This is a genomic window from Cupriavidus necator, from assembly GCF_040578825.1.
GTDB lineage: Bacteria > Pseudomonadota > Gammaproteobacteria > Burkholderiales > Burkholderiaceae > Cupriavidus > Cupriavidus necator_E.
The window spans coordinates 1-17,941 of record NZ_JBEFLI010000059.1 but is presented as its reverse complement, the minus strand read 5'-3'; the positions used below and the strand labels follow the sequence as shown (position 1 = coordinate 17,941).

The window sequence follows — 17,941 nt, the reverse complement described above, 5'->3', positions numbered from 1 at the left end:
TAAGTTGGCGACCCGACCGACCCGAGGCGCGATACAGCAGCGCGGCCCCAGTCGAGCGAGCGATTCATCGGCGCGCGGCGCATGTGCGGCTGCACGCTAATGAATTCGGTTGCAGGTGCACCGCCCCTGGCGATGACTAGGCGGCAGGTGCGAGCCCCCAAGCGGGTCTCGGGCACGTGCCGCGCCCTGGAATATTCGATCAGCCCGCGCCGCCCGTTGAGCCGGCGCGCGGCCATTAATGAGGAGATATCGGACCGCAGGCCTGCGGTGCGGGCATGGCCTCGCGCACGGCAGGCGGCATTCATCATTCGGTGGTAGCTGGCCCAACCCGTTACTGGACCCAGGGAGACTGCACGCGTTTTAAGAAGCCGGTCCGGCCTGGTCTGCGTCAAAGTTCTCGTACTCCTAAGCTACTACCTTCGTCACTGCATCGAAGCGCGCATCGCGCTTGTCGTTCCATCTTGCTCTTCCTGCTTCGCTGCAATGAAGTGAGACTCTTGTCAAGGCGAATCATAATTCGTTTGCACCATGATGTTAAGAAAAAAGTGCAAAAAAACTTGCCTGCATGCATCGCTAGAAGTAGTTCTCACGCGCAGCGTCACGAAGAGGTTGCCGATGGCATCGCGATGCATCGCACGCACGCATGCGACGACATGACTTTCGCTGTCTCGCACACGCGTCGCGACACACCTTCACACACGCCGGGCACGCAGCTTTTACACACCCGCGCGACACCGATTACAAGCCGCGCGACGCGCGTCGCAGCACCGCCCGCGCGTCGTGGCGCGTGCTCCCTCGTCTTGCGCAAAACCGCATGGACAAAGGCTTTGCGGGCGATGCACCGATGCACGCGCGATGGCTGGCGAGGTGCTCGGACGGAAGCGTGCCATCACGCGCGACACCCCGCGCTGCATCTCGTCTGCATGGCTTACACAGTCGCCGGCGCGCGCGATCGCCGCCATGAAGCACAGCCTCGGCATCGCTGCGCAGGGTCGTCGCGCGACACGCTGCGCGAGAGTGATGCGAGAACGCAACGGTTTGCATCGAAGCAACAGCGCGAACGCATCCGAAGCGTTGCGATAGAGCAAAGGTCCCATGCACTGACGACGCGGCGACGACGCGCGCGAAGCATTGTGGCAACACCTTGGCGATGTGTGGCAGCACACCATCGCCGGCACCATCGCCACCGTCGCATCGACCAGCTCGATCGCTTCGCGAGGCAGACCGAAGGCTGTCCGAATCGTTCCCTGTTCGCACGGTTGCGCATGCTGATGCGAGGTGGCGCGCGCGTGCCGCGAGCGGCCGGGCGCGCCTTCGTACATCCGCTTAGAGGATTGCTTCAGCGCCTTCGCCGCGGCCCCAATTGCTGCAACACAATAACCCGCAAAGCGAGCCTGCAAGCGGCTTTGCGGGTAGCGGCACGGGCTGGCGCAGATAGCACCGCAGCCTGGCCGCGGATTGCCGCGAGGCGCCCGCGCCAGTAGATTGGCGTGCGCGCCGGCCGCTTCGCGGACTCGCTTCGATCGATTGCTGCCACCGCCGCGCGGCGCACCGCACCGGCTTACTGCCGGTGGCCACGAACCTTAAAGGAGACATCATGCGTCATCACCCTAACCTTGCCACCGCCCGACCGCTGCTGCGTGCCGCGGTGCTCGCCGCCACCCTGCTGGGCAGCGCTGCGGCAATGGCGCAGTCCACGCCCAGCGGCATGTGGAAGACCATCGACGACAACACCGGCAAGCCGCGCGGGCTGGTGGAGATCACCGAGAAGAACGGCGTCTACAGCGGACGGCTGGTGAAGACCTTCGTCGACGGCGAGGGCAAGGCGCGCGTATGCGACAAGTGCACCGACGCGCGCAAGGACCAGCCCCTCATCGGCATGACCATCCTGTCCGGGCTGCGCAAGACCGGCGACAACGAGTGGAGCGGCGGCGAGATCCTCGACCCCGAGAACGGCAAGGTCTACAAGAGCAAGATGTCGCTGACCGAGGACGGCAACAAGCTCAACGTGCGCGGCTTCATCGGCATCAGCCTGATCGGCCGCACCCAGACCTGGCAGCGCGAGCATTGACGGATGCTTTGCGGCGCAGGAACTCAGGGTTTCTCCGCAGGCGCGCTGTTGCATGCCGAAAGTGGCGGGTCGCGCAATGCAATGATGAGTGCGGATTGATGGACTTGTTCTGGCACCCTCGGTGCATTGCCTGAGTCCTGCTACCCGCAAGCTGAATCTCTTGCCACGAACCCTGGTGAACGTTCCCCTCTCCCGCGCGCGGGAGAGGGAGCAAACCAGCGGTATAAGAAAAGCTAGCGGCAAAAAAAACCGGGCGGTTATCCAACCGCCCGGTTTCCTGTCCACGATGCTGCGCTTTACATCCGATACCGCAGTGTCGCCATCACGCTGCGCGGAGCGCCCGGCATGTTCAGGTTGGCGTTCGTGCCGTGTGCCGAGACGATGTACCCCTTGTCGAACAGGTTGTACACGTTGAGCTGCGCCTCGAACGCGCCGCGGCGGTACCAGGCCATGGCGTCAGCGGTGATATAACCGGGCAGCGTCACAGTGTTGCCCGGATTGGCAAAGCGCTTGCCGACCAGATTCAGGCCGGCGCCAATGCCAAAGCCGTGACCGAGATCCTTGGTCAGCCAGACATTGCCGCTGTGCATCGGCGTCAGCGTGGCGCGCTTGCCCTGCACCGGCTGGCCGGCATCGATCTGGGTGGAGTTGATCACCCGGGCATCGAGGTAGGCGTAGCCGGCCAGCACGCGCCAGCCTTGCGGCAGCTCAGCGGCCGCGCTCAGCTCGGCGCCGTCGGTGCGCTGCGTGCCGATCGGCAGCAGGGCAGTACCCGCGGCATTCGACACCTTCATATTGCTGCGCTCGAGGCGGAACAGCGAGATCGTGGTGCTAGCCTTGCCGCCCAACCAGTCGTACTTGGCCCCGACTTCGGTGTTCCGGGTGGACTCAGGCGCCAGGTCAGCATTGTTCGCCGCCAGCGCAAACGCCTCGCCTGAAGGCTGGAACGACTTGCTCCACGACAAGTAGTACGACTGCGCCTTCGATGGCTGCCACACCAGGCCGGCGCGTGGGCTCCATGCGGTGTCGGTGCGCGACAAGCTACGCTGGCCGGCGATACGGTTCCTGGTCTCCTGCTGGAAGTTGTCATAGCGCACGCCCACCAGCGCCTTCCACTGCTCGCTGAGAGTGATCATGTCCTGGGTGTAGAACGCCAGGGTGTCGAAGACGCCGAGGTTGGAGGTGCCCGGCGTGCCCGGCGCCTGGCGCGGCAGCGTCAGCAGCACCGGGTTGAACAGGTCGAACACCGCGGTGCGGCCGTCGGCGCCCAGCACCGGCCTGGTGTTGTTGACCTGGTCCTTGTTCTGCTGCCCGATCTCCATGCCGTACAGCAGCTCATGCTGCATGCCCAGGAACGAAGCCTTCTGCGTCAGGTCGGTCTGGTTGAACCAGCCATGCTCCTCGCGGCGGACATTGCCGTGGTTCATGGTCAGCGTGCGCGCCGCTTCGTTGACGGTGTTGGTCAGCGTGTTGTTGCGGTCCAGCGAGTAGTGGTAGTAGCGCGTCGCATTGCGGATCGACCAGTTCTCATTGAAGCGGTGGTTGATCGTGGCGGTGCCGGAGAATACGCGTGACTGCGAGTAGTCGGCGTCGCGCGCATTGGCCGCGCCGTAGTAGCGCGAGGCCGGCACGTCGACCGGGCGGCCGCGGAAGGCCGGGATGCCGAAGTCGGTAACGCGCCGGTCTTCGAGGTAGTCGGCCTGCAGCAGCACGGTGGTCTCGGGCGCCACGCGCAGCTCCAGCGACGGCGCGATCGCCGAGCGGTCCAGGAACTGCTGCGAGCGGTAGCTGTTGGCCTTCTGCACTGCGCCGGTGATGCGGAACGCGGCGGCGCCGTCGGCGAACACGCGGCCGACGTCGGCCTCGGCGCGGCGGTCGGCCCACATGCCGTAGCTGAGCGCGAAGTCGGTGACGTCGATGCCAGGCTTCTTGGTCACGCGGTTGATCAGGCCGCCCGCAGAGCCGCGGCCATACAGCACCGCTGCCGGGCCCTTGATCACCTCGACTCGGTCGACGTTGGACATGTCGCGGAAGTACAGCGCGTCATCGCGGATGCCGTCGACGAACTGGTCTGCGATCGCCGTGAAGCCGCGGATCGTTACCTGGTCGCGCTGGCCGTCGCCGTGCGAGAACGCCACGCCCGGCACGTTCTTCAGCGCATCCTGCATCGAGGTCGCGTGCTGGTCGCGCATCACCTCGGCAGTGACCACGTTGACCGTCTGCGGGATGTCGCGCAGCGGCGCCTCGGTCTTCGTCGCGCTGACCGCATTGGGCGGGTTATAGCCGGCGCCAAGCTCACGACTGGCATCGGCCTTGACGGTGACCTCCGGCAACTGCGCCGAAGTGCCTGGCGCGGCCTGGGCCCACGCTGCCATCGGTTGAAACACGACGCTCCCCGCCACCGCAGCACAAATTGGGTGAAGTTTTATTCTCATTTTCCTGACTTTTCCTGTAATCGCTCGTAATAATTTTTTAAAAAGCGACGCATTATCAGCGACAGGGAATGAGAGGGTCAACGAGATTAAGAACAATTCGCATTACGCGAACGCCTGGTGTTGTTTTCACAACTATCCGAGCCGCGCGGCACACATTTGGTGCGCGATGCGGCGGTGGTCAGGCCAGTTGCCCCGCCAGTGCGTCGCGTGCTTCGGCAATAAACGCCGACTCGCCGCGCTTGCCGGGCAGCAGGAAGAACTCCGCCTCGGGCAGGCGTGGCAGCCGCAGCCGGGCAACGGTGGCGGCGTCCAGCGGCGCCACGCCCGGCCCCACCGCCGACGCGTTCAGGCACGACAGGCCCAGCCCCGCCGCCAGCGCCAGATGCAGCCCCGCCACTCCCGATGCCGAATGCGCGACCTCGAACGGCAGCCGCTTGCGCAGCAGCAGCTGGACCACGAACTGGTGCAGCGAGCAGGTATCGGGCAACAGCACCAGCGGCAGCGTGGCCGGCAGCAGCTCGGCTTCGGCGGGGGCGGCGACCCAGGCCAGCGGCTCGCGCCGCAGCACCGTGCCGCGTGCGCCCTGCCCGCTGCGGCCTTTCGCGCCGGGCAGCCGCATGCTCAGGCCGATATCGAAGGCATCCATCTCCGCGGCGGCGTCGATCGCCGCGCTCTTCATCACAGTCACGTGCAGGCGCAGGTAGGGATAGCGCTCGCGCAGCCGCCGCAGCATGCCGGCGATCTCGCCGGGGCGGAAGTAATCGGTCACCGCCAGCCGCAGGTCGCCTTCCAGCGCGTGGCCGCGCAATTCCTGCAGCGCCAGTTCGTTCAGCGCCAGGATGCGGCGCGCATGCTCCAGCAGCCGCCCCCCGGCGGGCGTCGGCACCGCACCGTGCCGGCCGCGCGACAGCAGCGGCACGCCGGCGCGCTCCTCCAGCTTGCGCAACTGCTCGCTGACCGATGACTGCGACAGGAACAGACGGGGCGCCGCCGCCGACAGGCTGCCGCTGTCGGCCACGGTGACAAAGGTGCGCAACTGGTCGGTTTCGAATCCACGCATGGCAGTCTCCGGCAAGGGCGATGTTACTTCGGTTTATCCGATGGATCGTATCGAATAATCCCGCTTTTCCGATATTACACCGGCACCTACCATGGCATCACCGACCCCTTGCTACAGGAGCCAAGCCATGCCCCACATCGTCCTGCATCTCTCCGGCCAGCCAGATGCTGCCCTGACCCGCCGCAGCGCCGCCGCGGTCGCCGACATCACCGAGCGCGTGCTCGGCAAGAAGCGCGACGTGATCGCCATCACGGTGCAGTACATCCCGCACGTCAGCTGGATCATCGCAGACGAGCCGCTGTCCGGGCAGGGCCGCAACGCCTTCCACCTGGACATCAGCGTGACCGACGAAACCAACACCAAGGCCGAGAAGGCGCAGTTCATCGAGGCCGTGTTCAAGGCCATGTCCGAGCTCCTGGGCAACCTGCATCCGGTCTCTTATGTGCATGTGATCGACGCCCGCGCCGCCGCGTACGGCTATGGCGGGCGCACGCAGGAATACCGGCACCAGCACGCCTGAAGCCGCGCGTCTCCTGCGCGCCGGCGTCAGCCAACATAGCGCTGCCGGCGCGCGCAGCTTGTACATTTCAGGTGTTGTTAACTAGTGTGGTGGGATGCCGGCCCCCCGGCCACCCAACCCGGCAACCCTGGAAGCCAACACATGAAACAAGTCACCCTGCCCGACGGCGAGCGCGTCCCGGCGCTCGGCATGGGAACCTGGAACATGGGCGAGTCGCGCGCCGCGCGCGCCGAGGAGATCGCCACGCTGCGCCTCGGCCTGGACCTGGGCCTGCGCCTGATCGATACCGCCGAGATGTATGGCGAGGGCCAGTCCGAGGAGATGATCGGCGAGGCCATCGCGGGGCGCCGCGACGAGGCCTTTCTCGTCAGCAAGGTCTATCCCTTCAACGCCAGCCGGCGTGGCACCGTGCAGGCGTGCGAGCGCAGCCTGAAACGGCTGCGTACCGACCGCATCGACCTCTATTTATTGCACTGGCGCGGCGGCGTGCCGCTGGAAGAGACGGTGCAGGCCATGCAGGCGCTGCAGCGCGACGGCAAGATCCGGCATTGGGGCGTCAGCAACCTGGACCTGGCCGACCTGGAGGAATTGTGGGAGGTGCCGGGCGGCGACCGGCTTGCCGTCAACCAGCTCCTGTACAACCTGAGCCGCCGCGGCATCGAGTGGGACCTGCTGCCGTGGCTGCGCCAGCGCGGCGTGCCGGTGATGGCCTATTCGCCGATCGAGCAGTCACGCTTGCTGGGCAACCCGGGCCTGAAGCGCTTTGCGCGCGACCACGGCATGACGCCGGCGCAGGCCGCGCTGGCGTGGCTGCTGGCGCAGGACGGCGTGATCGCCATCCCCAAGACCGGCCGGCGGGAACGGCTGCAGGAGAACCTGGGCGCGCTGTCGCATCCGTTAACGGCGGATCAGCTGGCCGAACTCGACCGCATCTTCCCGCCGCCCGACGGGCCGGGCGCGCTGGAGATGCTATGACGCGCTGGCGCCTGCCTCAGGGCAGGCGGGCCGCGTAACGCTCGCGCTCGACGTAGCGCACCAGGTAGGCACGCGCCTTCTCCTTGGTGTCGGTCGTCACGCGCGCCGCCGCCTGGCGCGCGCTGTTCTTGCCGTGCGACGACGACATTTGCCCATCGAGGTAGGTGCGGAAGGAGTCGTGCATGGCGTCCAGATCCGACTGGCACGCGGCCAGCGCGGCGTTGGCCACGTCCTTCGACTGGCCCTTGGCCGCCAGGTTGTCGTCGGCCTTCTGCTTGACGCAATCCATGTACTTGGCACGCAGTGCCTGCCAGCCGCTGGTGTCGGCGCTGGCGGCCGCCGAGGTACCGGCAGCATCGTTGGAGGAACCCGAAGGATGGGAGGCGCACGCGGCCAGGAAGGCCAGCGGCAGGGCGGTCAGGATCTTTTTCATGCAGCCATCGACAGCCCTGCGACGGTGGGGTTCCCGCTTTTTTTACAATGGGCAGTACACGCCGCAACTTTCTTCAATTCCGGCCATGTTGCTGCCATCCCATGCCATATATCGCGTTGCGACACCATCTTCCTCACAAATAGATACGTGTGTAGGACAAGCTGCCATTTCAGCGAGTGCTTCCCGCGCCTATGCTTCAGAGACGCCAACAACACCCACAGGAGATAAGATGAAACGTCGAACCTTCCTTTCGGCCAGCGCCGGCCTGGCCCTCGGCAGCGTGGCAGTGGGTGCCTGCACTACCACCAAGCCCGACGCGCCCCCCAGCGACAAGGCCGCGCGCCGGCGCGAGCTGGACTCGGGCGTCGACGCAACCCTGCAGCGCCTGTACGGCTCGGTTAACGGCTCGCGAGATCTCGCCAACCGTGCGCGCGGCATCCTGGTGTTTCCCAGGACCTTGCAGGCCGGCCTTATCGTCGGCGGTGAGTACGGCGACGGCGCGCTGCGCTCAGGCGGCGCCACGCGCGGCTACTACCGCCTGATCTCCGGCTCGGTAGGCTGGCAGATCGGCGCGCAGTCCAAGTCGGTGATCCTGATGTTCCTGACGCAGGAAGCGTATGAGAAGTTCTTGCGCAGCGAGGGATGGACCGCCGGGGTGGACGCCACCGTTGCGGTGGCGAAAGTCGGCGCCAGCGGCGTACTCGACACCAATACCGCACAGCAGCCCATTGTCGGCTTCGTGCTGACCAATGCGGGCCTGATGGCAGGCCTGAGCTTCGAGGGCAGCAAGATCTCGAAGCTGGACCTGTAAGGTCCCGGCTTTGAGCCGGTCGCCGCATGGCCGGACCGCCGTGCGGCAACCGCTGTCAGGGCGATTTTCGCGGCCCGGCGCCGCGAGGGGATAGAATTCGTCCCTTTGGCCGAATTCTCATGTGGTTCAAGAACCTGCAGGTCCATCGTTTCTCCGCACCGTGGTCGCTCGGCGCCGACGAGGTCGAAGCCAGCCTGGCGAAGCACGCCTTCTTCCCCGGCACCAGCCTGGAAATGCAGACGCAGGGCTGGGCCTCGCCGCGTGACAACGGCCAGCTCGTCCATACCGTCGGCCGCCAGATGCTGCTGACGCTGCGCACCGAGAAGAAGCTGCTGCCGACCACCGTGGTCAACCAGGTCACGCGCGCCCGCGCCGCCGAGATCGAGGAACAGCAAGGCTACAAGCCGGGCCGCAAGCAGCTGAAGGAACTGAAGGAGCAGGTCACCGAGGAACTGCTGCCGCGCGCCTTCAGCATCCGCCGCGACACCCGCGTGTGGATCGACTCGGACAACGGCTGGCTTGCCATTGACGCCTCCGCGGCCGCCAAGGCCGATGAAGTGCGCGGCATGCTGTTCAAGGCGCTCGACCCGCTGCCGCTGATCAACCTGCACGTCAACCAGTCCCCGGTGGCCGCCATGACCGACTGGCTGTCCGGCGATGCCGCGCCGTCCGGCTTCACCGTCGACCAGGAAATCGAGCTGCAGTCCGGCAGCGAAAGCAAGGCCACCGTGCGCTATGTGCGCCACCCGCTCGATCCCGAGGACCTGCGCCGCCATATCGCCGGCGGCAAGCGCTGCACGCGGCTGGCGATGACGTGGAACGACCGCGTCTCGTTCGTGCTGACCGATGGGCTGGTGGTCAAGAAAGTGGCGCCGCTGGATGTCATCAAGGAGCAGGCCGATGGCACCGCGCATGACGAAGACGAGCGCTTTGACGCCGATTTCACGATGATGGCCGGCGAATTGTCCGCCATGCTTGGTGACCTGACCGAGGCGCTTGGCGGGGAACGCAAGGCCTGAAGCGATGGGACCGATGGCGCGCGCCGGGGTCCGGCGCGCGCTGTCCTCACTGGATCCAGTTCACCTTGGGAAAGCGCCCCGCAAACCCCTGCGGCATCGGCACGACCTTCTTGTGCACGTAGTCGAAGAACACAAAGCCTGATTTGGCCATCGCGATCAACGCGCCGTCGGCCGGCCGCGTGATGCGGAAAATGATGTCGCCGCCGTACTTGTTGAAGTCCATCACGCCGACTTCGAACTGGAGCTGGTCGCGCGCATGCGCCTCGTTGCGGTACATCGTCGCCAAATCGGTGACGATGATGCCGACGCCCTCCTGCCGCACGTCCTCGCTGCCGAATTCAAACAGAAAACGCGCCCGCGCCTCGGAGATCATCGAGATCATCGAATCGTTGGCAAGGTGGTTAGCCGAGTTGATATCGGTCACGCGCACCGTCAGGTGCGTGGCGTAGCAGAACTGGTCGGCAGGCAGGTCGAGTTTGAGGCGGGCCATGGCACAGCAAAAGCGAGATGGATCGGACGCCGCACGGCGGGGGACGGGGCTGGCAGGCGCATATAGAGCCGCAGGCCCGGATGCCGGCGCGGCGCCCATCATAAAGGATGCGCCGGTTCGGTTGCCGGCCGGAGTGGTCAGGGGTTGAGCGGAGGCAGGGCCGCTGCCCGATGCCGATGCCGCTGCGCCCACACCGGCGTGGCGTGACGGCGCAGAGAAGCGGCGAGCGGCCTGCCATCCCACGCTGCCGCCGTCGTGCGCGTGGCCCCATACAGGCGCTGTTCCAGCCCTGCCACGGCCTGCGCCAGTTGCGCATCGCCAACGCTTTGCGCCCATGCCGCCGGTGCGGCGTCGTGCGCGGTGCGCGTCCATGCGGCCAGCGCCCCGTAGGCCGCCGCGGCATCGCCGGCCTGGCAGGCATTCAGCACGGCCATGAACTTTGCGTTCGCGCCTGTGGCGCGGGCACGCCGATGTTCGGCCAGCCGCTGCCGCAAGCGCGCGACGGCGGGCCGCAACCGCCACCACAGCAGCGCCGCTGCCAGCAGCACCAGCACCCCCATCCCCGCCCACAGCAACGTCCGCCACGGCAGGCTGCCCTCCCCCGGCAGCGCTGGCGCCGAACCGCCCGGCGCCAGCGCCCCGCTATCGCGCGCGGCTGCCACCACCACCTTGACCGCGGGCGCCTCGGAACGCGCGGGCTGGCGCGTGGCAGGGTCGAACCAGTCCACCGTCACCGGCGGCAGCGTGTAGGTGCCGGTGCGCTCGAACACATAGGTGTAGGTATCCACGCGTGTGCCGCCCGGCCCGGGCGCGCCCCGGGCGTGGTCAGACAGCCTGGGATCGGCACGGAACACGCGCACGCTGTGCGGCGCCTGCGCGTGCGGCGGGTGGATCATCATGGCCTGCGTCTGCGGCGCGAAGGTAGTGACGGTGCGCACCAGCGCATCGCCGGCATGCAGCCGTACGGCACCGCGCTCAGGGTCGTGGTCGAGAGCCTGCGTGACCACCAGCCGCGCTACCGGCAGCAGTGTCCTAGCGACATCGGTCCCTGCACCGGTTGATAAGGCCCCGCCCTTGCCAGCACGGATCGACGTGGGCGGGAAGGTGACGCTCCCCTGGCGCGGCGCGCCGTCGTCGCCGGCGTAGGTGACGCGCACCGTCGCCGCCGGCAACCGGAAATCGCCGTCCTGCTCGGCGGTAAAGGCATAGGTCTTGCGGATGCCGGCGTAGGTGACCCCGTCGATGGTTTCAGTGGTATTCAGCGCGCGCGCGTCGGGCATCGTGACAACGGCACCCGGCACCTGCAGCGCGGGGAAATCCGGCGCCGACATAAAGAAATTGGGCGCGAGGATGGTCACGTCGATGCCGACCTGCTGGCCCACCAGCACCGGCTGCTTCGCGGAGATCTCCACCCGCACGATGGCTTCGGCCGCGCGTGCCGGCGGCGCCAGCAGCAGGATGGCCAGCAGCGCCAGCAGCGCAGCAGCACGCAAGCTCACCGCTGCCCCTCCCCACGCTGCAGCGCGAACTTGCGTTGCAGCAGGTCGGTCGGCGTGGTCTGGATGGCGCGCATCCATATTTCCGCATCCTGCGTCACGCCAACCCGCATCGACCGGCCGCCCTGCTCCGGCGGCTTCGAGGCGTCGTACCTGATCTCGTCCGGCGGCACGTCAGGGGGGTCTTCCTGGTCGTCGGGGTCCTGCGTGTCCTTCGGCTTCTGCTGGGCGAGCAGCTTCTCCATCAACGCCAGGTTGGCCGTCGCCGCGGGCCATTGCGGCTGCCGCTTCAGCGCCTGCCGGTAGCGCCCGGCCGCCTCCCGGTACTGCCCCTGCCGCGCCAGCGCATTGCCCTGGTTGAAGTCGGCCTGCGGCGAATCGAGCAGCGCAAAGCTCTGCACTGCCTGCCCATACTGGCCGGCGCGGTATTGGGCGATGCCGCGCCACATCGGGTCGTCGAACAGCGTGGCCGCGCGCGCAAAATCGCCCTGCTCGAAGGCGCGGCGGCCCTGCTGGTCGTGCGTCAGCCACAGGTCGGCTAAGCGCCACGGGCGGGCCGCGTCGGAGGGCTGCTGCGCATGCAGGCGCGCTGGCGGCGCCGCCAGCGCCACCGCCAGCAGCAACGCGGCGATCCATCGCACCGTCCAGCCCTTGCGGAACCACAGCGCGGCCAGCAGCGCGATCGGCGGCATCAGCCACCAGCCCTCGTCCTTCCAGCGCGTGCGGTTGCCGGCCTGCATCCGTTCGAGGTGTGACTGCACATGGCGCTGCACCCATGCCACATCGTCGTCGCTGCCGGGGGTGAAGGCCGCGACCGGCACGCCGCTGTCGTCGCCGAAGCGCCGGAACGCGGCCACGTCGAGCCGCGCAAACACGCGTGCCCCGTCCTGTTCGACAAAGCCGCCCTCGGCTGCGCGCAGCGGCCCGCCCTGCTCCGTGCCGATGCCCAGCACCACCGGCTGGCTGCGGCCGCTGCCCGCTTGTGCACGAAATGCCGCCACCGCGGCGGGATCGACGGCATCGGTCAGGAACAGGATGGTGCCCGGCACCGGCTCATGCGCCAGGTCGGCGTCGATGATGCGCAGCGCCCGCGCCATGTCGCGCCCCGCCGCCGGCACGATGCGGGTCTGCAGCGCATCGACAAAGGTCTGCAGCAGGTTGTTGTCGTCGGTCAGCGGCAGTACCAGGTGGGCGGAGCCGGCATAGGCGTAGATCGCGGTGCCGCCGCCGTCGCGGCGCGCCAGCAGCGCCTTGATCTTGAGCTTGGCGCGCTCCAGCCGGGTGGGCGTGACGTCCACCGCATCCATGGTGCGCGACAGGTCGACCGCGATCGCCAGCGGCGCCTTGTCATCGAGGAAGGGCGGCCGTTCCTGGCGCCAGCTCGGCCCGGCCAGCGCGATCGCGCCCAGCGCCAGCAACAGTGCGGTCAGGTGCACCGGGCGCAGCTTCAACCGGCGGCGCTCGCCGACCATCAGTGCGTCGAGCAGATGCGGCGCGATGGTCCTGCGCCAGCGCCAGCGCACGTCGCCGCGGCGCCGCACCGCCCACACCAGCAACGCTGCCGCCGCCAGCACCAGCAGCCACCACGGGCGCAGGAAGTGGAAGTGCGAGAGCGCGTCGGCAATGGCCTGCATCAGCGTGCCGCTCCATCCGCCATTCCGAGCGGCCCGGCATCGCGGTGGCGCGCGCGCGACAGCCACGCCGCATCGCTCGCCATCAGCAGTTGATAGACCAGCACGATCGCCACCGCCGCGCCCAGCGGCCACATAAACAGCTCGCGCCGCGGCCGCCATGACAGCGTCTTGTGGTTGTGCGGCGTGATGCGGTCCAGCGTCGCGTAGATGGTCTCCAGCCCGGCCTGGTCCGCGCCGAAGAAATAACGCCCGCCGGTCTGCGCGGCAATGCGCTGCAGCACGTCCAGGTCGACCTTCTGCTCGCCCGCGGCATTGGGGTCGCCGATGCCGATGGTATGCACCACCACCGCCCTCTCCCGGGCGATGCCGGCGGCGCGCTCCGGCGGCATGCGGCTGGCGGTGTCGTTCCCGTCGGTCAGCACGATCAGCACCTTCTGCGGTGCCTTGCTGTGATCGAACATTTTGATGCCCAGGCCGATGGCATCGCCCAGCGCCGTGCTCGGCCCGGCCATGCCCGGCAGCAGCCCGTCGATCAGCGTCTGCACCAGCCGGTGGTCGAGCGTGAACGGCGCCAGCGGATACGGCGCATCGCCGAACACCAGCAGGCCGATTCGGTCGCCGGGACGCTTCGCCACGAAGCCGCTGACCACCTGGCGCACCGCCTGCACACGCGGGATCGGCGCGCCGGAGGGATCACGGAAGTCGCGCGTGTCCATCGACTGCGACAGGTCCAGCGCGATCAGCAGGTCGCGCGCCGGCTGCACCTTCTGCGCCGGCGCCTCCAGGAACTGCGGCCGCGCCAGGGCCGTCACCACCAGCGCCCATGCCAGCGGCGCCAGTGCGCGCTGCAGCCGGTTGGTGCGCGGCACCACGGCGCCGGCCGCGGGCGTCAGGCCGGCAGCGCTGGCCACCTCGCCGAAGAACGGCAGCCGCACCGACGCGCTTTCCTCGCGGTACGGCGGCAGCCACCACCACAGCAGCAACGGCAGCGGCAGCAGCGCGAAGAGCCACGGGTACTCAAACTGGTACATGATGCCCCGCGATCCAGCGCCGGCAGGCGCCGGCGACGGCCTGTACCTGCGCGTCGGGCCATTGCGCCAGCACCGCGTCGCCGCGGTACTCGGCGTCCTGCACCAGCGCGGCAAGCAGCGGCGCGGCATCGTGGGCCTTGCCGGCATGCGCCTGCAGGAAAGCGGCCCACTCCGCGCCGGCCAGGCTGGCCACCTGCGCGCGCGGCCATGCCGCCAGCGCGGCGCGCTTGAGCAGCATGGCGAGCGCACGCAGCGCCGCCGCCCTCAGCGCGGGATCCGTGCCCGTATCGCCCAGATGCCGCTGCAGCAGTGCCAACTCGGACAGCGCCTCGCGCCGGTAGCGGTTGGCGCGGTAACGCCGCCACGCGCGCCAGCCGGCCCACACCAGCGCGGCCAGCAGCAAGGCGCCCGTCACGGGCCAGCCGATGGTTTGCGGCGCCCACGACGGCGGCGCCGGCAGCGCCACGTCGGCGAGCTGCGCCAGCGATACCGGTGCGGTGCCTGGGGTGAGGCTCATCAGGGTCACGCTCATCGCGCCACGCCACCGCGCCGGCGCACCGGCGCCTGCTGCAACGGGCTGCCCAGCAGCCGGCGCAGCTGCAGCGCCGTGTCCTCCGCGGCCGACAGCGGCAGCAGCGGCACGCCCATCGCGTGGTGCCAGTCGAGCAGCGCCTTGCCGTGCGCATCGGCGAATTCGGCGATGCTGCGCCGCACCGCGGCCTGGCCGAAGCCAAGCTCCACCTGCAACTCGCCATCGCTGACCACGAGCTGACCCGACTCCGGCAGCTCGCTCAGGAAAGGATCGTGGACCAGCATGGTCAGCACGTCGTTGCGCGCGCCCAGCGCCAGCATCAGGGCGCGCGTGCGGGCGTCGTGGCCGTCGAAGTCGCTGATGACGATCACCAGGCAGTCATGGCGAGCCTCGCGCGCGGCATGCTCCAGTGCGGCATTCAACTGCCCGGCGGCGCGCCGCGCCGGCGCATCGGCGCGCAGGCCCCGGTTGAAGCGCGCAATGCCGCCCAGCAGCTTCTGCACCGCCTGGCGGCTGTGGCGCGGGATGAAGGTCTCGCTGCCGGCGTCGCCGACCACCACGCCGCCGATGCGGTCGCCTTCCGCCAGCACGCGCCACGCGACGAGTGCTGCCGCCTCTGCCGCCGCGACGGACTTCATCGCGCGCCGGCTGCCGAAGAACATATTGATGCGCTGGTCCACTACCAGCAGCACCGGCCGGTCCTTCTCCTCGGTGTAGACACGCACGTGCGGCTTGCCGGTGCGCGCGGTGACGCGCCAGTCCATGCTGCGGATATCGTCGCCGGGCAGGTACAGGCGCAGCTCCTCGAAGGTCAGCCCGCGCCCGCGCACGCGCGAGGCGTGGCGCCCGGCCAGTACGCTGTGCACCGGCTGGCGCGGCAGGAAATGGAATTCGCGCGCCGTCACCTCCAGCGCCGCCAGCGCGGCGGCGTCGACGCTGACGCCGGGCGTCGCTGCAGAGGCCCGCACATGCGCCGCGGGGGCGGCGGTGCGGGCCAGGGCGCGGAACGGCGGGCGCATGGTCTTGCCTCGCGTGGGATCAGGCTACCGCCACCTGCTGCACCAGGCGATCGATCACGGCATCGGCGCCGATGCCGGCCGCATGCGCCTCGTACGACAGGATCAGCCGGTGGCGGAATACGTCATGCACCACTGCCTGCACGTCTGCCGGCGTGACGAAGTCGCGCCCGTGCAGCCAGGCGTGGGCGCGCGCCACCTTGTCCAGCCCGATCGAGCCGCGCGGACTGACGCCCACCTGGATCCACTGGTCGAGATCGTCGTCGACCGGCCTGGGTGCGCGCGTGGCCTGCACCAGCGCCACCACATAGCGCGCCACCGCATCGCTGACATGGACCGCATGGATCTCGCCGCGCGCGCTGAAGATCGCCTCGGGCGCGAGCCGGATCGTTTGCGCGGCGCTGCCCGCGGCGCCGCCGCCCGCCTCTTCCGCGCGCGCGAGCCGCACGATCTCGGCCTCCGCGTCGGCCTCCGGGTAGCCGACGCGGACATGCATCAGAAAGCGGTCCATCTGCGCTTCGGGCAGCGGATAGGTGCCCTCCTGCTCGATCGGATTCTGTGTGGCCATCACCAGGAACAGCGGCTCGAGCTTGTGCGTGGTGCCGCCCACGGTCACCTGGCGCTCTTCCATCGCTTCAAGCAGCGCGGCCTGAACCTTGGCGGGCGAGCGGTTGACCTCGTCGGCCAGCACCAAATTGGCAAAGACCGGCCCGGGCTGGAAGCGGAACTCGCCCTTGCCGCCTTCGGTGTAATACAGCTCCGAGCCGGTGATGTCCGCCGGCAGCAGGTCAGGCGTGAACTGGATGCGCGACAGGCGCGCGTCGAGGTTGCGCGCCAGCATCTTGATGGCACGGGTCTTGGCCAGCCCCGGCAGGCCTTCCACCAGCAGGTGGCCATCGGCCAGCAATCCGAGCAGCAGGCGTTCGATCATCCGTTGCTGACCGACGATGGATTCGCCCATGCGCTGCTGCAGGGCCAGCACGTCGTCGCGGGCGCTCATGGCAGGTACCTCTGCAGGTTCCTGCGGGGGGCAGCGCGGCCGCCGAAGAACCACGCGTAGTAGGGATTGTCCGGGTCCGCGCGCATCACCTGCGCGATTTCGCTGGCCCAGGCTTCGCGGTCGCCGCGGTAGGCGTCGAGGCCGGCGCGGTAGAAGGTGTGCAGCACGTCGCGCTCGTGCCGGATTTCGCGCCACAAGGCATCGTCGGCGCCGGTCAGTGGCGGCTCACCCTGCAGCGACAGCAGCTTCGACAGCGTCTGCGGGAACGCTTCCTTGCGCACCCAGCCGGCGTATTCGATGCGCGGCCGGTTGTCGGTCACGGGTGGTGCGTCGGCGGCATACCAGTCCAGGCCGGCACGGTCGGTAACCCAGGTGGCCAGCAGCGCTTGCGCCGAGCGCACGCCCACGGCCTGCAGCGCGGCGGCGACCTCGGGCGGTTCGAAGCGCGCGCGGATGCGTGCGACATCCAGTTCCATCGGCGCCAGCGAGCCAACCAGCATCATCTCGTGCAGCTCGGTGGTCCACAGCATGGCGTGCGGGAAGATATCGAGGAAGCTGCGCACCAGCATGCGGGTGTCTTCGTCGTTCTGCGTCGGCAGCGGCAGCCACTGCGCCACCAGCCCGCCAGGCTGCAGCCGGGCGGCCGCCAGCCGGTAGAAATCGGTCGAGTACAGGCTGACCACGCCAGCCGCGGAGGGAGGCGGCGGCTCCAGCGTGATCAGGTCGTAGCGCTGCGCGCTCTGCAACAGTTCGCGCCGTCCGTCGCGCAGGCGGATTTCCACGCGCTTGTCGGTCGCCACACCGAAGTTGCCTTCGAACTTCGGCACCGCGCGCGCCACCGGCGGCAGCAGTTCGGCCACCACGCGCAGGTTCAGTTCCGGATACGCCAGCGTGGCGCCCGCCGTGATGCCCGTGCCGAGCCCGATCACCAGCACGGACTTCGGCGTGCCGCCATGCACGATCAGCGGCAGCAGTGCCTGCAGCCGCATATAGCGCAGCGACGTCATGGCATCGCCGGAATTGGAAACGCCCTGGATATAGAGGCGGCGGAAGCGGTTGGTGGCCGAGCTCTGTTCCACCACCGCGACGGTGGCGCCACGGCCCTCTTCGTAGAACACCAGCTCGCCGCCGCGCGCTCGCGCCAGCAGCGTGGCGAGGCGGTCCGCCGGCGCCAGCGCCGCGGCCACCACCGCCAGCACGCAGACCATCGGCACCGCCCAGCGCGCCGCGGGGCGCACCCCGCTGCCCAGCGCCACCGCCACCACGCCCACCACGCCCGCCGCCACCGCCAGCAGCGACAGCGTGTGCACCAGCCCAATGCGCGGCACCAGCACAAACCCCGCCAGTGCCGTGCCGGCGATGCCGCCCAGCGTATTGAGTGCCACCACGCCGCCCACCCCCGCGCCCACCCGTCGGCT

General features: G+C 68.6%; 16 protein-coding genes. 5 read left to right on the top strand and 11 right to left on the bottom strand.

The window, feature by feature from the left end; genetic code table 11:
• Window positions 1–1,597 precede the first annotated feature (1,597 nt).
• Complete coding sequence (locus AB1I47_RS24625) at window positions 1,598–2,071, top strand: DUF2147 domain-containing protein (protein ID WP_354686328.1); 474 nt, start codon at window positions 1,598–1,600, stop codon at window positions 2,069–2,071.
• A gap of 296 nt (window positions 2,072–2,367) precedes the next feature.
• On the opposite strand, the gene AB1I47_RS24620 is transcribed toward AB1I47_RS24625, so the two are convergent.
• Complete coding sequence (locus AB1I47_RS24620) at window positions 2,368–4,506, bottom strand: TonB-dependent receptor (protein ID WP_354686327.1); 2,139 nt, start codon at window positions 4,504–4,506, stop codon at window positions 2,368–2,370.
• A 178-nt stretch (window positions 4,507–4,684) separates the two neighbouring features.
• On the bottom strand, window positions 4,685–5,566 hold the full coding sequence (locus AB1I47_RS24615; RefSeq protein WP_354686326.1) for a LysR family transcriptional regulator: 882 nt from the start codon (window positions 5,564–5,566) through the stop codon (window positions 4,685–4,687).
• 127 nt (window positions 5,567–5,693) lie between these two features.
• Between AB1I47_RS24615 and AB1I47_RS24610 the strand changes: the two genes are divergently transcribed.
• Together AB1I47_RS24610 and AB1I47_RS24605 are read left to right on the top strand one after the other, a co-directional pair.
• On the top strand, window positions 5,694–6,086 hold the full coding sequence (locus tag AB1I47_RS24610) for a tautomerase family protein (protein ID WP_354686325.1): 393 nt from the start codon (window positions 5,694–5,696) through the stop codon (window positions 6,084–6,086).
• A 141-nt stretch (window positions 6,087–6,227) separates the two neighbouring features.
• Window positions 6,228–7,061 carry an aldo/keto reductase gene (locus AB1I47_RS24605; RefSeq protein WP_354686324.1) on the top strand — a complete coding sequence of 278 codons (834 nt, stop codon included), beginning with the start codon at window positions 6,228–6,230 and terminating at the stop codon, window positions 7,059–7,061.
• 16 nt (window positions 7,062–7,077) lie between these two features.
• Here AB1I47_RS24605 and AB1I47_RS24600 read toward each other — a convergent pair whose 3' ends face one another.
• Window positions 7,078–7,494: a hypothetical protein gene (locus tag AB1I47_RS24600; RefSeq protein ID WP_354686323.1), complete on the bottom strand. Its 417-nt coding sequence runs from the start codon at window positions 7,492–7,494 to the stop codon at window positions 7,078–7,080.
• 229 nt (window positions 7,495–7,723) lie between these two features.
• Between AB1I47_RS24600 and AB1I47_RS24595 the strand changes: the two genes are divergently transcribed.
• Window positions 7,724–8,305 (top strand): BPSL1445 family SYLF domain-containing lipoprotein, encoded by a 582-nt coding sequence (locus AB1I47_RS24595; protein ID WP_354686322.1) that lies wholly within the window; start codon window positions 7,724–7,726, stop codon window positions 8,303–8,305.
• 119 nt (window positions 8,306–8,424) lie between these two features.
• Entirely contained in the window at window positions 8,425–9,324 is a 900-nt protein-coding gene (locus AB1I47_RS24590; RefSeq protein WP_354686321.1) for a recombination-associated protein RdgC, read from the top strand.
• Between the two features lie 46 nt (window positions 9,325–9,370).
• Here the strand turns inward: AB1I47_RS24590 and AB1I47_RS24585 are convergent, their stop codons facing one another.
• From AB1I47_RS24585 to AB1I47_RS24550, 8 genes are all read right to left on the bottom strand, one after another.
• Window positions 9,371–9,814 (bottom strand): thioesterase family protein, encoded by a 444-nt coding sequence (locus AB1I47_RS24585; RefSeq protein ID WP_354686320.1) that lies wholly within the window; start codon window positions 9,812–9,814, stop codon window positions 9,371–9,373.
• A 137-nt stretch (window positions 9,815–9,951) separates the two neighbouring features.
• Complete coding sequence (locus AB1I47_RS24580; RefSeq protein ID WP_354686319.1) at window positions 9,952–11,313, bottom strand: BatD family protein; 1,362 nt, start codon at window positions 11,311–11,313, stop codon at window positions 9,952–9,954.
• The gene (locus AB1I47_RS24575) at window positions 11,310–12,944 is read right to left on the bottom strand and encodes a VWA domain-containing protein (RefSeq protein WP_354686318.1); all 1,635 of its coding nucleotides are present in this window, start codon (window positions 12,942–12,944) and stop codon (window positions 11,310–11,312) included. The genes AB1I47_RS24580 and AB1I47_RS24575 overlap by 4 nt, the downstream gene beginning before the upstream one ends.
• A complete protein-coding gene (locus tag AB1I47_RS24570) occupies window positions 12,944–13,975 on the bottom strand; it encodes a vWA domain-containing protein (RefSeq protein ID WP_354686317.1) in 1,032 nt (343 codons plus the stop codon). Before AB1I47_RS24570 ends, AB1I47_RS24575 begins: the two co-directional genes overlap by 1 nt.
• On the bottom strand, window positions 13,962–14,492 hold the full coding sequence (locus tag AB1I47_RS24565) for a DUF4381 domain-containing protein (protein WP_354686316.1): 531 nt from the start codon (window positions 14,490–14,492) through the stop codon (window positions 13,962–13,964). The genes AB1I47_RS24570 and AB1I47_RS24565 overlap by 14 nt, the downstream gene beginning before the upstream one ends.
• Window positions 14,493–14,503: 11 nt before the next feature.
• Window positions 14,504–15,526, bottom strand: coding sequence for a DUF58 domain-containing protein (locus tag AB1I47_RS24560; RefSeq protein ID WP_354686315.1), 1,023 nt, complete (start codon window positions 15,524–15,526; stop codon window positions 14,504–14,506).
• A gap of 19 nt (window positions 15,527–15,545) precedes the next feature.
• Window positions 15,546–16,523 carry an AAA family ATPase gene (locus AB1I47_RS24555; RefSeq protein ID WP_354686314.1) on the bottom strand — a complete coding sequence of 326 codons (978 nt, stop codon included), beginning with the start codon at window positions 16,521–16,523 and terminating at the stop codon, window positions 15,546–15,548.
• Window positions 16,520–17,941: spermidine synthase (locus AB1I47_RS24550; protein ID WP_354686313.1), on the bottom strand; the 1,422-nt coding region annotated here is incomplete at its 5' end. The genes AB1I47_RS24550 and AB1I47_RS24555, both read right to left, overlap by 4 nt.